At 71.7% G+C, this 14,215-nt stretch carries 12 protein-coding genes; 7 read left to right on the top strand and 5 right to left on the bottom strand.

Annotated features, from left to right (window positions below; all coding sequences use genetic code 11):
• Positions 1 to 91: 91 nt before the first annotated feature.
• The gene (locus tag ACYVHU_RS14235) at positions 92 to 1,798 is read right to left on the bottom strand and encodes an AMP-binding protein (protein WP_078762312.1); all 1,707 of its coding nucleotides are present in this window, start codon (positions 1,796 to 1,798) and stop codon (positions 92 to 94) included.
• 522 nt (positions 1,799 to 2,320) lie between these two features.
• Here ACYVHU_RS14235 and pip point away from each other — a divergent pair.
• Complete coding sequence (gene pip, locus ACYVHU_RS14230; RefSeq protein WP_498948725.1) at positions 2,321 to 3,280, top strand: alpha/beta hydrolase family protein; 960 nt, start codon at positions 2,321 to 2,323, stop codon at positions 3,278 to 3,280.
• A 134-nt stretch (positions 3,281 to 3,414) separates the two neighbouring features.
• Complete coding sequence (locus ACYVHU_RS14225) at positions 3,415 to 3,606, top strand: ferredoxin (protein WP_078762310.1); 192 nt, start codon at positions 3,415 to 3,417, stop codon at positions 3,604 to 3,606.
• Here the strand turns inward: ACYVHU_RS14225 and ACYVHU_RS14220 are convergent.
• Positions 3,590 to 4,804, bottom strand: coding sequence for an NAD(P)/FAD-dependent oxidoreductase (locus ACYVHU_RS14220; RefSeq protein ID WP_078762309.1), 1,215 nt, complete (start codon positions 4,802 to 4,804; stop codon positions 3,590 to 3,592). The two genes, ACYVHU_RS14225 and ACYVHU_RS14220, sit on opposite strands and share 17 nt — an antisense overlap.
• Before the next feature lie 135 nt (positions 4,805 to 4,939).
• Positions 4,940 to 5,905 carry an asparaginase gene (locus ACYVHU_RS14215; protein WP_078762308.1) on the bottom strand — a complete coding sequence of 322 codons (966 nt, stop codon included), beginning with the start codon at positions 5,903 to 5,905 and terminating at the stop codon, positions 4,940 to 4,942.
• A gap of 321 nt (positions 5,906 to 6,226) precedes the next feature.
• On the opposite strand from ACYVHU_RS14215, the gene ACYVHU_RS14210 reads away from it, so the two are divergent.
• On the top strand, positions 6,227 to 7,114 hold the full coding sequence (locus ACYVHU_RS14210) for a 3'-5' exonuclease (RefSeq protein ID WP_327308613.1): 888 nt from the start codon (positions 6,227 to 6,229) through the stop codon (positions 7,112 to 7,114).
• Here the strand turns inward: ACYVHU_RS14210 and ACYVHU_RS14205 are convergent.
• Together ACYVHU_RS14205 and ACYVHU_RS14200 are read right to left on the bottom strand one after the other, a co-directional pair.
• Positions 7,108 to 7,812 carry a TetR/AcrR family transcriptional regulator gene (locus ACYVHU_RS14205; RefSeq protein ID WP_078762306.1) on the bottom strand — a complete coding sequence of 235 codons (705 nt, stop codon included), beginning with the start codon at positions 7,810 to 7,812 and terminating at the stop codon, positions 7,108 to 7,110. The two genes, ACYVHU_RS14210 and ACYVHU_RS14205, sit on opposite strands and share 7 nt — an antisense overlap.
• A gap of 34 nt (positions 7,813 to 7,846) precedes the next feature.
• Positions 7,847 to 8,530: a biliverdin-producing heme oxygenase gene (locus ACYVHU_RS14200; protein WP_394330056.1), complete on the bottom strand. Its 684-nt coding sequence runs from the start codon at positions 8,528 to 8,530 to the stop codon at positions 7,847 to 7,849.
• A 533-nt stretch (positions 8,531 to 9,063) separates the two neighbouring features.
• Between ACYVHU_RS14200 and ACYVHU_RS14195 the strand changes: the two genes are divergently transcribed.
• The 4 genes from ACYVHU_RS14195 to ACYVHU_RS14180 all read left to right on the top strand — a co-directional run bounded on the left by ACYVHU_RS14195 (position 9,064) and on the right by ACYVHU_RS14180 (position 13,840).
• Positions 9,064 to 10,299 (top strand): PP2C family protein-serine/threonine phosphatase, encoded by a 1,236-nt coding sequence (locus ACYVHU_RS14195; RefSeq protein WP_078762304.1) that lies wholly within the window; start codon positions 9,064 to 9,066, stop codon positions 10,297 to 10,299.
• Positions 10,296 to 11,954 carry a sensor histidine kinase gene (locus ACYVHU_RS14190; protein ID WP_078762303.1) on the top strand — a complete coding sequence of 553 codons (1,659 nt, stop codon included), beginning with the start codon at positions 10,296 to 10,298 and terminating at the stop codon, positions 11,952 to 11,954. Before ACYVHU_RS14195 ends, ACYVHU_RS14190 begins: the two co-directional genes overlap by 4 nt.
• Entirely contained in the window at positions 11,951 to 12,397 is a 447-nt protein-coding gene (locus ACYVHU_RS14185; RefSeq protein WP_078762302.1) for a response regulator, read from the top strand. Before ACYVHU_RS14190 ends, ACYVHU_RS14185 begins: the two co-directional genes overlap by 4 nt.
• Positions 12,398 to 13,009: 612 nt before the next feature.
• Positions 13,010 to 13,840, top strand: a complete 831-nt coding sequence (locus ACYVHU_RS14180; protein ID WP_078762300.1) for a MetQ/NlpA family ABC transporter substrate-binding protein — start codon at positions 13,010 to 13,012, stop codon at positions 13,838 to 13,840.
• Positions 13,841 to 14,215 lie beyond the last annotated feature (375 nt).

Genomic DNA, 14,215 nt, shown 5'->3' with positions numbered 1-14,215 from the left:
GGCGGGTGTCATCACGCCGGAAAGAGGGATCCGGACGGGGCCCGCGGGACCGCCGCGCCCGTTCACCGGCGGGGCGCGGCGGTCCCGGCGCTCACCCCTTCAGGCCGGGGAAGTCCTCCTCCCAGTACTCTCCGGGACGGCGCGAGCCCGCGGCGATCGTCCCGCGCTCCTCCTCGACCGTCCGCAGGTGCACCCGGCGGATCTTGCCGGAGATCGTCTTGGGCAGGTCGGAGAACTCCAGCCGGCGCACCCGCTTGTAAGGCGCGAGCTTCTCCCGGGCGTGGGCGAGGATCGAGCGGGCGAGCTCGGGACCCGCCTCGGCGCCGGTCACCAGGGTGACGTAGGCCTTGGGCACGGCCAGGCGCACCGGGTCGGGGGAGGGCACCACCGCGGCCTCGGCGACCGCCTCGTGCTCGATGAGGACGCTCTCCAGCTCGAACGGCGAGATCCGGTAGTCCGACGCCTTGAACACGTCGTCGGAGCGGCCCACGTAGGTGATGTGGCCGTCGGCGCCACGGGCCGCGACGTCCCCGGTGTGGTAGCGGCCGTTGCGCATGGCCAGCGCGGTGCGCTCCTGGCTGTCGCGGTAGCCCGTCATCAGCCCGGCCGGTCTCGGGTCCAGGGCCAGGCACAGTTCCCCCTGGTCGCCCAGCTCACCGGTGACCGGGTCCTCCAGCACGACCGTGTAACCGGGCAGCGGGCGGCCCATCGAGCCGGGGCGCACCTGCTGTCCCGGCGTGTTGCCGATCTGGGCGGTGGTCTCGGTCTGCCCGAACCCGTCCCGCACGGTCAGCCCCCAGGCCCGCCGGACCTGTTCGATCACCTCGGGGTTGAGCGGCTCGCCGGCGGCGACCGCCTCGCGGATGGGCACCTTCCAACGGCCCAGGTCCGCCTGGATCAGCATGCGCCACACCGTCGGAGGCGCGCAGAAGGTGTCCACGCCACAGGCGGTGACACGGTCCAGCAGCGACGCGGCGTCGAAGCGGGGCTGCTCGACGACGAGCACGGTCGCCTGGGCGTTCCAAGGGGCGAACACACTGGACCAGGCGTGCTTGGCCCACCCGGGGGAGGAGATGTTGAGGTGGACGTCGCCGGGCTGGATCCCGATCCAGTACATCGTGGACAGGTGGCCGACCGGATAGGACAGGTGGGTGTGCTCCACCAGCTTGGGCGACGCCGTGGTCCCGGAGGTGAAGTACAACAGGAGCGGGTCCTCGGCCCGGGTGTGACCGGTCGGTTCGAACTCCGGTTCCACCGACTCCGAGTCGGACAGGGACAGCCATCCCTCCACCAGGCCCACCGCGATCCGGGTCCAGTGTCCGCCCAGCGAGGCGAACTTCGACGTCTCGGCGGCCTCGGCCACGACGTGGGCCACCCCGCCGCGTTCGATCCGGTCGGCGAGGTCGGCCTCCGACAGCAGCGTCGTGGCGGGGATGACCACCGCGCCGAGCTTCATCGCCGCCAGCATCACCTCCCACAGCTCGACCCGGTTGCCGAGCATGAGCAGGATGCGGTCCCCGCGGTGTACGCCCTGGGCGCGCAGCCAGTTCGCCACCTGGTTGGAGCGGCGCGCCAGGTCGCCGTATCCCAGCCTCGTCTCGGAACCGTCGGCGTGGGAGATCCACAGCGCGAGCCGGTCGGGGTGCTCGGCCGCCGCGACGTCGAAGTGGTCCAGCGCCCAGTTGAAGCGGTCGAGACGAGGCCAGGAGAATTCGCGTACCGCGGTCTCGTAGTCGGTACGGGTGCGCAACAGGAGATCGCGGGCGGCTCGGAACGTCTCGGTGGGCGTGCTCGGCATAGACCTACCTCCCAGTAGTCGCTGTGACGACGGTCACTCTAGCCCAGGGGGTCGTGGGCGACGCGGGGGGAGACGGCCAAGATCATCCAGCGGCACCGTCGTCGAGCGGCGCCCCAGGCCGTCATGGGCCACGGGGCAGCGGAGGCAAGCGACGGTCACCGTGTGTGCCGGGCCTTTAGGATGAGGGCGATGGACGAGTTGCGCGGTGAACCAGGGTCTTCGGCGCTGCAACGGTGGGGTCGTCCCGACCTGCCGGGGCCCGGGCCACAGAGCCCGCCGCCGGTGATCTCCGTCCCGTCTTCGCCGGGAACGCCGGGAAGCAGAGCCGCAGCTCCCGTGCCCCGTTCACAGCCATGAGCTCGCCTCCCGCGTGACGAGGCCGTGACAGCGCCGCGGACCTCCGGGCCGGACCGGCCCTCCCGCTCCAGCCCGTCCTCCGCTGCTCCCGGCTCCCCGGCCTCGCCGCTCGGTCCTCTCCCCCTTGCACGACCGACAGCCTCGTCTTTAGAAGGGCGCCTCTTCATGCGCACGCTGTATCCGCCCATCGAGCCGTATGACAGCGGGATGCTCGATGTCGGCGACGGGCACCGCATCTACTGGGAACTGTGCGGCAACCCGGCGGGCAAACCCGTGGTCTTCCTGCACGGTGGACCGGGCGGAGGGTGCGCCGCCGTCCACCGTCGGCTCTTCGATCCGCGTCACTACCGGATCCTGCTGTTCGACCAGCGCAACTGCGGACGCAGCACCCCGCACGCCAGCCGCATGGACACGGAGCTGCACACCAACACCACCTGGAACCTCGTCGAGGACATCGAGCGGCTGCGTCGCATGATCGGCGTGGACAAGTGGCAGGTGTTCGGCGGTTCCTGGGGAAGCGCCCTGGCCCTGGCCTACGCCGAGGAGTATCCGGAGCGGGTCAGCGAACTGATCCTGCGCGGCATCTTCACCCTCCGCAACGAGGAGCTGCGCTGGTTCTACCAGCACGGCGCGTCCTTCCTCTTCCCCGACCTGTGGGAGTCCTACATCGCGCCGATTCCCGAGAAGGAGCGCGACGACCTCATCGGCGCCTACGCGGAGCGGCTCAACTCCCCCGACCCGGCGGTGCGGCTGGAGGCCGCGCGGGCCTGGAGCGTGTGGGAGGGGTCGACGGTGACCCTGCGGCCCGACCCCGGCCTGCGCGCCGAGCACGCCGAGCCCTCCTATGCCCTGGCCTTCGCCCGGATCGAGAACCACTACTTCCTGCACGGGGGGTTCTTCACCCCGGGCCAGCTCATCGAGAACGCCGGGAAGCTGCGGTCGATCCCCGGCGTGATCGTGCAGGGCCGCTATGACGTGTGCACGCCGGCCAAGACGGCGTTCGACCTGCACCGGGCCTGGCCCGAGGCGGAGTTCCACCTCATCGACGACGCCGGCCACGCCTTCAGCGAGCCGGGGATCCTGCACCATCTGATCGAGGCGACCGACCGCTTCGCCCAGGAGTGAGGGGAGCGGCCGTCCCGGTCCGCCGGGACGGCCGCCAGGCCCCTTCGCCGGCCCCCTGCCGCCGCGGGTGGGACGGGGCTAAGCTCGCTGTCAGCGATCGTGAGGTGAGGACCATCCCCCTGAGGAGGGGCGCTATGCGCGTCAACGTCGATTTCGACCTGTGCGAGAGCAACGCGGTCTGCATGGGGATCGCCCCCGAGGTGTTCGAGGTGCGCGAGGACGACTACCTCTACGTGCTCCAGGAGGAGCCGGCCGAGGAGCAGTGGGCGAAGGTCGAGGAGGCCGCCCGGATGTGCCCGAAGCAGGCCATCAGGCTCCAGCGGTGATCCCGGCCGCGGCCAGCGCCTCGTCCCAGGTGGTGGGCTTCTCCAACAGTCCCCGGTAGCGCATGACCTTGGGGGTCGAACGCAGCCCCAGCACCCCGACGAGCATGCCGCCGTCGCCGAAGAAGGCCACGAACTTGCGGTCCTCCGGTGAGCCGTGCACGAACTCCACGGTCTCGGCGGGCGCGGCGCGGCCCAGGAGCTGGATCTTCATCCCGTACTGGTCCGACCAGAAGTAGGGGACCGGGGTGTAGGGGCGTCGCCCGTTCTCGCCCGCGAGCAGGTTGCGCGCGGCCAGCTCGGCCTGCTCCCCGGCGTTGGTCCAGTGCTCCAGCCGGATCCGTCCGCCGTAGCGGGGGTGCGGCCAGCTCGCCAGGTCGCCCACCGCGTAGACACCGGGCACCGTCGTCGCGCAGTAGGCGTCGCAGCGCACACCGCCCAGGCGCTCGTCGAGCTCGACGCCGGAGCCGGCCAGCCAGCCGGTGTTCATGGTGACGCCCAGTCCCGCCACGACCAGCCCGGTCTCCACCGCGGTCCCGTCGGAGAGCCGGACCCGTTCGACCCGGCCGTCCCCCTCGAAACCGGTGACGGCGGTCCCCAGCCGCACCTCCACCCCGTTGTCGCGGTGGAGGTCGGTGAGCACCCGGCCCACACGTGGGTCCACGACGCGGGTCAGCGGTGTCGGCGCGGCCTCGACCAGGACCACGTCCAGGCCGAGCGAGCGCGCGCTCGCGGCCACCTCGGCGCCGATGAAGCCGGCCCCGGCCACGACGATCCGCTCCTCGGTCTCCAGGGCCGCGCGCACGGCCCGCGCGTCGTCGAGCGTGCGCAGCACGTGCACGCCGGCCAGGTCCGTATCGGGGCGGCGGGCGGCGGCCCCCGTCGCGATGATCACACCGTCGGCGGTGACCGATGTGCCGTCGGACAGGTCGACGGCGCGTCCACCCGGCCGCAGCCGTTCGGCGCGCACGCCCGTGCGCAGGTCCAGGTGGAGCGCATCGAACTCCGGCTCGTCCCGCAACACCACGCCGAGCGGCGACCCCTTGCCGGTCAGCACCTCCTTGGACAGCGGCGGGCGCGAATAGGGGCGGTGCGGCTCCTCGCCGATCAGGGTGATCGTGCCGTCGAAGCCCGCGGCCCGCAGTGCCTCCGCGGCCCCGAGCCCGGCCATGCCGGCCCCGACGATGACGATGTCGCGCATCCGTTCTCCCTACCTGCCGCCACCGCGTCCCCGTGGACGCGCTTGTCCGAGATGTCGCCGGGGAGGTCCGGCCACATCGTGCTCAACGCGCGTCGTGGCCGGCCTGTTTCCGCCTCGCGCGCGGCCCGGCCCGGGTCAGGCCGGGATGGGGCGGATCACCCCGACCGGCTCGCCGCCCCCGAGCACGTCGCCGCTGAGGAGGTCGGAGACGGGGGAGACGTCCACGCCCATGGCGGCCAGCTCGCTCAACGCGACCATCGTCCGGCAACGGGTCAGGGGGTCGCCGTCGGCGATCTTGACCGCGACGGTGCGCCCCTCGGAGGTGGCCATCACGATGACGCCCTCGGCGCCGATCTTGGAGACCAGTCCCGGTAGCCGGCGCATCAGGACCGTGTCGTCACGCCGGTCGCCGGCGACGTACTCGGGGAAGTCCCGCATCGCCGCGATCACGGCCGCCTCCGCACTGCCCTGCGGCGCGCGGACCATGGCGTTGATGCCACGGGCCAGGCCGGTCAACGACACCGCCAACTGCGGGGCGCCGCACCCGTCCACGGCGGTGTGGGCCACCGGCTCGCCGCACAACTCCTCGATCACCTCGCGGACGAGCAGCTGCAACGGGTGGGCGGGATCGAGATAGGTGTCGGTGTCCCAGCCCCGCCGCACGCAGGCCGTCAGCATCGCCGCGTGCTTGCCGGAGCAGTTCATCAGCAGCCTGCTCCGCGCCCCGCCGGAACGGACCAGCTCGTCCCGTGCCGCCCGCCCCATCGGCCAGTCCTCGGGACAGCGCAGCGCGGAGGGCGCCAGACCGGCCTCGGCCAGCATCCGCTCCACCTCGGCGACGTGGAAGTCCTGGCCGTTGTGGCTGCCCGCCGCGATCGCCAGGGCCGCGCCCGACAGGGGCGCCCCGGCGCGCAGGCAGGCCAGAGCCTGGAACGGCTTGGCCGAGGAGCGCGGGAACATCGGGGCGTCCACCGGACCGCGGGCCCGGACCACGGTGCCGTCGGAGTCCACTCCCACCACGGCACCGTGGTGCACCCCTTCGCGCAGGCCGGATCGGATGACCTCGGCGAGGGGGACGTAGGCGGGCGGGGCCTCGGACATGGGAACTCCTCGAACGATCCGCCGGGACGCCATGGCGCTGGCCCGGCGCCGGCGGGGTGCCGGCCAGGCCAGAGCATAGACGCCGCCCGGCGGCGGCGCGTCCGCGGCCCCGGCAGCGCCGGTGGTGACGGCGATCTCCCCCAGGTGCCGCCACGTGCCTGTTTGACGGGTTTCGTCGCCGCCAGCGGGTAGTGTCGGGGCTTGGCCCGGCCGGGAGGATCCGGCGCGGGCGTCCGGAGTCGGAAAGGCCGCTGCGACAGACAGGGGACGAACGTGCTGCACGATGGGCGTGCCACCCGGCGAGCACTTCGCCTGGGGGCCTTGACGCGTGGTCGCGCCGGCCGCTTGGCGCGGGAGCTCGACTACGCCGTCGTCGATGTCGAGACCACCGGCCTGGAACCCGGTTCCGGCGCGAAGGTCTGCGAGATCGCGGTGGTCCGCATGCGCGGTGACGGCACGGTCCTGCGCGAGTTCACCACCCTGGTCGACCCCCGCATCCCCGTCACCGGTCAGGAGTTCCACGGCATCGCCGACGGTGACGTCGTCGGGGCTCCCACCGCGGGCGACATCGTCGGCGAACTGACCGAGCTGTTCTCCGGGGCGGTCCTCGTCGGGCACAACCTCGACTTCGAGGAGCGTTTCCTCACCGCGGACTTCGTCCCGCTGGGTCTGCCCGCCGACATGCCCGGACTGTGCACCCTGCGGACGCTGCGCGCCCAGATCGACCTGAAGCGCTACTCGCTGCCGCGGGCCAGCCACGCGCTCAACGGACACTGGCCGACCGGGCAGCACACCGCGCTGGGGGACGCCCGCGCCTGCGCCCAGCTCCTGGCCGAGCTGCTGTGCAACGCGCCGGGGGAGCTGCGCTACGTCGGGCCGCAACCGGTGGAGCTGCCGGGCCGCTCCGAGGGGGCGCGGCTCAAGCCGCGCCGCAGGGTCGACGGCGTCGAGCAGCGCCTGGCCGACGGCGTCGCCAGGCAGGCCCCCGTGCAGGCGTTGAGCCGCTGGCCCTCCCTGTGGCGCCCGTTGGAGCTGGACCCGCGGATGTGCGGGGGGCGGTTCGACGAGGAGGAACGGGCCGCGGCGGTGGCCGCCGCCCGGGAACGCCGTCGCCGCAGCCACCGGGCGTCGGCCACCGCCGCCCTGACCGGGGCCCTGGCGACCGCCGCCGCCGTGGCGGCGCTGACCCGCCGGCTGCGCGCCTACTGAGCGGAGGGAGGTCCGGCCCGGTGGGCCCGGACCGGTCCGGACTCCTCGTGTGCCCCCTTGTTGCGCCCGATGGCGTCGCGCACCGCCCGTTCGGCGGTCGAGGAGGCCACGCCCAGCGCCCGCAGCGTGAAGGTGGTCACCAGCGCGTGGGCGTCGTCGAACCCGGTTCCGCCGTGCAGCAGCGGGACCCGCTGCGCCCCGATCATGGCGAACACGAGCTTCGCGGTGGCCTCGGCCGGCAGGTCCGCGAACTCCCCGGATTCGGCCCCCTCGCGCAGGATCTCCACCATGAGGCGCTGCATCGGCGCGACGTGCTCGGCCAGGGCCTGGTAGGCGTCGGGGCCCAGGCTCGCGCCCAGTTCGGCCGCCGCCGGATGGGGGTGCTCGACGATGCCCTCCAGCTGGAAGCGGATGAACACCGACAGCCGTTCCGCGGCCCCGGCGCCGTGGGGAAGCTCTCGCTGGTAGCGGCGGACGAAGCCGGTGGTGACCTGCTCGGTGAAGGCGAGCAGCAGCGCGGCCTTGTCGGGGAAGTAGTTGTACAGCGCCGTGCGGGTGATCCCCGCCGCCGAGGCCACCTCGGTCATGGAGATCTCGTCGATGCCCTGTGATCGGGTGAGCGTCGCCACCGCGTCGAGGATGCGTCCGCGGATCTGCGCCCGATGGGCGGCGATGGTGGGAGCCGAGATCTTGGGCATGGCGCTATCGTGCCACGCCGGTGAGGGCGGGGGGTCAGGCGACGAGTTCCGGGGGCAGGCCCCGGCCGAGATCGGCCAGGAGCCCGGTGGAGAACCGGTAGGACAGGCGTGCCTCGTCCAGGGTGTGGCGGATCTCGGCCTCCGGCAGCGGTAGCGCGTCGAGCCGGGCCCGGTAGCCCTTCTTGAAGCGGGGCAGCGAGCCGAGTTCGCCGAAGTCGTAGAACCCCACGCCGTGTCCGTCCCGCAGGCCGTAGGCGCGCTGCACGGCCCGTCCGATGAACTGGCCTCCCGACAGGTCGCCGAGGTAGCGGGTGTAGTGGTGGGCGACGTAACCGGAGGGGCGGGCGGCCGTACGCCGGATGTGGTCGGCGTAGGCGGCGGTGGTGGGGCCGGGGGTGACACGTCCGCGCCAGCCGGGGCCGTGGAGGGCCTCCAGGTCGCGTTCGAGCGCCGGCACGCGGTCGAGCGCGGGGGACAGGAGCGTGCCGACGATGGGATCGTCGGCCAGCTCGGCGGCGGTCTCCTCCAGCGCGGCGTAGACGAAGTAGTGCTGGGCCACCATCTCGGCGTAGCCGGAGAGGGGGACCCGTCCTTCGAGGAGCGCCCGGGTGAAGCCGTGCTGTTCGGCGCTGTCGTGCTCGTCACTGGTGGCGTCCCGCAGGCGCCGGGAGAGGGAGACGGAGGAGGCTCGGGGGGATCCTGCGTTCACGTCGGGCACCTTCCGGTTCGGGCGCGTGTCCGGGGAAGGGCACGTGCCACGGAACGACCGCGTTTGCGACATGATGTCAGCAAGGTCGGTGATCCTGTCAAGGGTTTGGTGACGATGTGTCGGTAACGCGGAAGGGGTGGCAGGTGGCACAAGAGGCACCGGATTGTGGCAGCCTCGCCGCCACCAGCCCGTTCGTACGGTCGTGAGGGCGGTATCCTTGCGACGGAAACGACGCGGCGACGGGCGCATCGAGCGCGGAGGTTCCCGAGGTGGGCGTTGGGTGTCTCTGGCGCACTCCACCTGGCAACGGGACGATCCGGGCCATTATCGTCTTGGCTGCCGCGGAAGTGCGCGTGCTGACGCCTCGCTGAGCGGGTGGCCGCAGTCTCCGGTGAGTGCCAGGACCGAGGTCCGGCACCGCCGCGCGGACGAAGAGGAGGGGTTCGGGCGTCGGAAAACCATGACGACGGCGCCACCGAGCGCCGAAGAACTGGTCGACGTAGAGGCGATGTGTGGATATTAGGGAAACGCAACACGACCCCATGGCCGTGACGGATGATCCCACCGCGGGATCGAAGGGAGCCGGGCACCTCGACGGTGACGCGATGACGCGTTCCATGGCCGCTCCCATCGAGTCGGTCGACGTCCTCCTCGTCGAGGACGACCCCCAGGACGCCTTCCTCGTCGAGGAGCTGCTGGCCGACACCGCGCTGAGCGTTCACATCACCTGGGTCGCCACGTTGCAGGAGGCCCGCCGGCACCTGCCGGGCTTCCGAGGATGCGTGCTGCTCGACCTCAACCTGCCCGACGCCGGTGGGATGGACCTGCTGCGTGAGGTCCTGACCTCCGCCTCCTCGGCCGCGGTCGTCGTGCTGACCGGTCTCAACGACGAGCACGAGGGCGCCGCGGCGGTGGCCGCCGGCGCCCAGGACTACCTCGTCAAGGGGCAGGTCGACGGGTCGCTGCTGGCGCGCAGCCTGCGCTACTCCGTCGAACGCCGGCGCTCCGACGAGAACGCCCGCCAACTGCGCGAGGCCGAGCTGTACGCCCGGGAGAACATGCGCCTGGAGCGCGGGCTGCTGCCCCAGGTGCTGCTCGAACGCTCTCCGCTCAGTCACCGCTCGTTCTACCGTCCCGGACGCAAGCGGGCCCTGGTGGGCGGCGACTTCTTCGACGCGGTCGAGAAGGACGGCACCACCCACGTCATCATCGGCGACGTCAGCGGACACGGCCCCGACGAGGCCGCCCTCGGCGTCTCCCTGCGCATCGCCTGGCGCGCCCTGGTCATGGGAGGGGTCCCCGAGACGTCGCTGCTGCCCGCGCTGGAGGAGATCCTCGTCAGCGAACGGGCGCAGGAGGAGATGTACGCGACGCTGTGCCAGGTCAGCCTGGACACCGGCAGCGAGTCGGCGCGGGTACGCCTGTTCGGCCACCCGCCACCGCTGCTGATCACCGACACCGTCGTGGAGACGAAGGCCACGCCGCGCCCGCCGCTGGGGGTGTTCCCCGAACCCGAGAACGAGGTCGAGGAGTTCCCCTTCCCGCGCGGCGCCACGCTCATGCTCTACACCGACGGCCTGGTCGACGCCCACGCCGGGGAGGGGGCCGAACGGCTGGGCGTCGAAGGACTGGGCCGGACGTTGAGCACCGTACTGAACAGGGGAGTCTCGATCGTGGACCTGCCCGAACGACTGGTCGACGAGGTCGAGCGGTACAACGGGGGACCGCTCCAAGACGACGTGGCCATGCTGTTGGTGACGCACGGGGACGTCGGATGAGCGGACTCGCCGTCACCGGCGCCGCGAAGACGCCGGAAACGGACGGTCGCCCCTGGACCCTGCGGCGCCGTGTCACCGTCCTCCTCTCCTCCGTCGCGGTCGTCCTGATCGCGTCGATGGCCACCATCACCATCAGCGTCGTCCAGGCGCGTGACGCGCTGATGCGCCAGATCGAACAGCTGACCCCGGCCCAAAGCGCCGTCCAGCAGGCCATGGCCGCCTACCTCAACCAGGACAACGGTGTGCGCGGGTACGCGCTCACCAGGGACGAGGAGTTCCTGACCCCCTACCAGCAGGGCCGGACCGCGCTGGAGGAGAGCCTGCCCACGCTGCGCAAGGTGGCGGGGGACAACGAACAGATCGACTCCGCCATCGGCGCGCTGCTGGCGGCCGGCGAGGCGTGGAACGACGACTTCGCGGTGCCGACCCTGGACAAGGTCGAGGCCGGCGACGAGGTCACCGCCGAGGACTACCGGTTGGGCCGCGAACGCTTCGGCGACCTGCGTTCCGCCGCCACCGAGGCCGAGCAGATCATCGCCGAGGAGCTCGTCTCGGCCCAGGAGGGGCTGACCGACGCCACGCAGCAGGTGGTGGCCCTGCTCATGCTGGTGGGCGTGGTCGTGACCGTGCTGTGCGTGTTCCTGTGGGTGATGCTCCAGCACTGGGTGCTGCGTCCGCTCGACGAGCTCGGCCGCCACCTCCAGCAGGTGTCGGACGGCTACTACGCCCACCGCATCATCCTCGAAGGGCCACCGGAGATCCAGCGGGTCGGCCGGGACGTCGACGCCATGCGCGAGCGCATCGTCAGCGACCTCGACGAGGTGGGCACCGCCCGGCGCACCCTCCAGGAGCAGTCGGAGCTGCTGGAGCGCCAGACCGAGGAGCTGCGCCGCTCCAACCTCGAACTGGAACAGTTCGCCTACGTCGCCTCCCACGACCTCCAGGAGCCGTTGCGCAAGGTCGCCAGCTTCTGTCAGCTCCTGCAACGCCGCTACCACGGGCAGCTCGACGAGCGGGCCGACTCCTACATCGACTTCGCGGTCGAGGGCGCCAAGCGCATGCAGACCCTCATCAACGACCTGCTGGCCTTCTCGCGGGTCGGCCGGACGAAGAACTTCGCCCCGGTGGACCTCAACGAGGCCCTCAACGACGCGCTGGGCAGCCTCGATTCCGCGCTGGAGGAGGCCGACGCGGTCGTCACCGGTGACGAGCTGCCCGTGGTCCAGGGCGATCGGACCCTGCTCACCCAGGTCTTCTTCAACCTCATCGGCAACGCCGTGAAGTTCCGCGGTGAGGAGCCGGCACGGGTGCGCATCAGCGTTCGCCAGGAGGGGGAAGAATGGGTCTTCTGTTGCGCCGATAATGGAATCGGCATCGAGCCGCAGTACGCCGAACGCATCTTCGTGATCTTCCAGCGGTTGCACACGCGGGACAAGTACGGCGGCACCGGTATCGGTCTGGCCATGTGCAAGAAGATCGTGGAGTTCCACGGCGGCCGTATCTGGCTGGACGCGGAATCGGACGAACCGGGCACCCGCATCTGCTGGTCGCTCCCCGCCGACGTCGAGAGGGAGGACGAGGCGACCGAGGACGTCGTCACCATCTCCGGGCCGATGGCCCAGGTCGGCGGAGAAAACGAAGGACTGAGGGAATGAGCGAGGTCACGATGGTGCAACCCATAGAGGTGCTGCTGGTCGAGGACGACCCCGGTGACGTCCTGATGACCAAGGAGGCGTTCGAGGAGCACAAGGTGGGCAACCGCCTGCACGTGGTCTCCGACGGCGTCGAGGCGCTGCGCTTCCTGCGCCGCGAGGGAGAGTACGCCGACGCACCTCGTCCGCACCTGATCCTGCTCGACCTCAACCTTCCCCGCAAAGACGGGCGCGAGGTGCTGGAGGAGGTCAAGAAGGACGAGACGCTCGCCCACATCCCGATCGTGGTCTTGACCACCTCCGAGGCCGAAGAGGACATCCTGCGCAGCTACCGGCTGCACGCCAACGCCTACGTGGCCAAGCCGGTCGATTTCGACCAGTTCATCAACGTGGTGCGCCAGATCGACGACTTCTTCGTCACCGTCGTACGGCTTCCCAGGGGCTGACCCGCCGAGCCGGAGCCCGGAGGGTGATGCCCTCCGGGACATGACGCTCCCCGGCGCATCCCGGCGGGACTCGCCATGGGCGACCACCGCGACGGGGTCCGGGCCGGCTCGCCCGTCCCGGTGAGTTCTGGGCGGCCCGTCACATCCGCCGGTCCGGACGGTCCGCCCGCGTCCTCGGCGACGCGGCCCCGCCGTCGTAGCGCCGGTTCTCCGGCGGGGAGCCCGGCATCCGCGCAGCGCGCCGGACCGGCACGTGGAGGCGGGACCCGGTGACGGCCGGCCTCGTCTACGACGGTCCGGTCACGGGTGTTCGGCGCGCCACCACCTCCGCCGAGCCGCTCGACGACGCGTCCGGTGGCCGGTGCCCCGGGTACCCCACGATGCGGGGCCGCCGATGGCGAGGAGCCCACGCCGCCCTCCGTGATCAGGGAAGCGTCGGTGGCGGAGGGGACGATCGGCGCTGGTAGGGGAATGACCAAGGTCACTTCGTCCCGATGTTTCCGTTTTGTTCCTACCTAAATATGATCGGACAAGTAGGAAATTCGGCCGCCGCGGTTCCTCCACGGCGGCCGTCCGTCTATCCCCGTCCGACCCATCAGGGAGCACAACGCCATGCGCCGCATCACCGCCGCCGTCACGGGAGCCACCGTCGCCCTGGGCCTCGCGGCCTGTGGCGCCCCCTCGGAACAGGCGGGAGGGGGAGAGGACACCCTCACGGTCGGCGCCACCGCCGTCCCCGCCGGCGAGGTCCTGGAATTCGTCCGCGACGAGCTCGCCGCCGACGCCGGACTCGACCTGAAGATCCAGGAGTTCGCCGACTACAACGCCCCCAACGCCGCCCTCGCCGAAGGCGAGCTCGACGCCAACCTGTTCCAGCACGCGCCCTTCCTGGAGGACTACAACGCCAACAGCGGCACCGACCTCGTCCCGGTGACCGAGGTCTACCTGCCGCCACTGGGGCTGTACTCCTTCACCGTGGATTCGGTCGAGGAGCTGCCCGACGGCGCCACCGTCGCGCTGCCCAACGACCCCACCAACGAGTACCGGGCGCTGCTGCTGCTCCAAGAGGGCGGGCTCATCACCCTGGCCGAGGGGATCGAGGAGAGCTCCTTCTCCCTGGCGGACATCGAGGACAACCCCAAGGACCTGGAGTTCCGCGAGATCGACGCCGCCCAGCTCCCGCGCTCCCTCGAGGACGTCGACGCCGCCATCGTCAACGCCAACTACGCCCTGGACGCCGACCTCAGCGCCAACGAGAGCGCCATCCTGCTGGAACGCTACGAGGGCAGCCCCTACATCAACATCCTCGCCGCCCGCCAGGACAACCAGGACGACCCGCGGGTACAGAAGCTCGCCGAGATCCTCACCTCCGAGGAGGTCGCCCGGTTCATCGAGGAGGAGTACAGCGGCACGGTCATCCCGGTGGCCTCCGGACAGTCCTGAAGACCCCCGGCCGCCCGCGGTAAGGCGTGACCGGGCCCTCCTGGGAGACGGCCGCTTCTCCTGTCCGGGGCGCCGGTGACACGGCGGCTCCCCACGCGGCTCGTCCGGTCCGGCGCGCCGCCACCGGGCCGGACCGCGTTCGTCCACGCCCGCGGGCCACGGGACGCCGTCGGTGGTCGGGGACGCCCCCACCGGCCCGCTACTGAACAGCGCCCCCGCCCGGGACCGGGGATCCGAACCTCGACGCGCCGGGGCCAGGCCGGTGCCGGGCGCCCGTCCGGCCACGGCGGGCGGGCGCGTCGGACGCGGCCCCGATGCCCGGTTCCGGCGACGCCTCCGGCGATGAGGGACCGGATCGCGCGGGCCGCCGGACGC

The organism is Marinactinospora endophytica (assembly GCF_054780875.1).
This window is presented reverse-complemented; position numbering and strand designations above follow the sequence as displayed.

Excerpts from the sequence above, each read along its gene's own strand:
- ACYVHU_RS14235 (WP_078762312.1), bottom strand. The coding sequence starts at position 1,798 with ATGCCGAGCACGCCCACCGAGACGTTCCGAGCCGCCCGCGATCTCCTG.
- pip (WP_498948725.1), top strand. The coding sequence starts at position 2,321 with ATGCGCACGCTGTATCCGCCCATCGAGCCGTATGACAGCGGGATGCTC.
- ACYVHU_RS14225 (WP_078762310.1), top strand. The coding sequence starts at position 3,415 with ATGCGCGTCAACGTCGATTTCGACCTGTGCGAGAGCAACGCGGTCTGC.
- ACYVHU_RS14220 (WP_078762309.1), bottom strand. The coding sequence starts at position 4,804 with ATGCGCGACATCGTCATCGTCGGGGCCGGCATGGCCGGGCTCGGGGCC.
- ACYVHU_RS14215 (WP_078762308.1), bottom strand. The coding sequence starts at position 5,905 with ATGTCCGAGGCCCCGCCCGCCTACGTCCCCCTCGCCGAGGTCATCCGA.
- ACYVHU_RS14205 (WP_078762306.1), bottom strand. The coding sequence starts at position 7,812 with ATGCCCAAGATCTCGGCTCCCACCATCGCCGCCCATCGGGCGCAGATC.
- ACYVHU_RS14195 (WP_078762304.1), top strand. The coding sequence starts at position 9,064 with ATGGCCGTGACGGATGATCCCACCGCGGGATCGAAGGGAGCCGGGCAC.
- ACYVHU_RS14190 (WP_078762303.1), top strand. The coding sequence starts at position 10,296 with ATGAGCGGACTCGCCGTCACCGGCGCCGCGAAGACGCCGGAAACGGAC.
- ACYVHU_RS14185 (WP_078762302.1), top strand. The coding sequence starts at position 11,951 with ATGAGCGAGGTCACGATGGTGCAACCCATAGAGGTGCTGCTGGTCGAG.
- ACYVHU_RS14180 (WP_078762300.1), top strand. The coding sequence starts at position 13,010 with ATGCGCCGCATCACCGCCGCCGTCACGGGAGCCACCGTCGCCCTGGGC.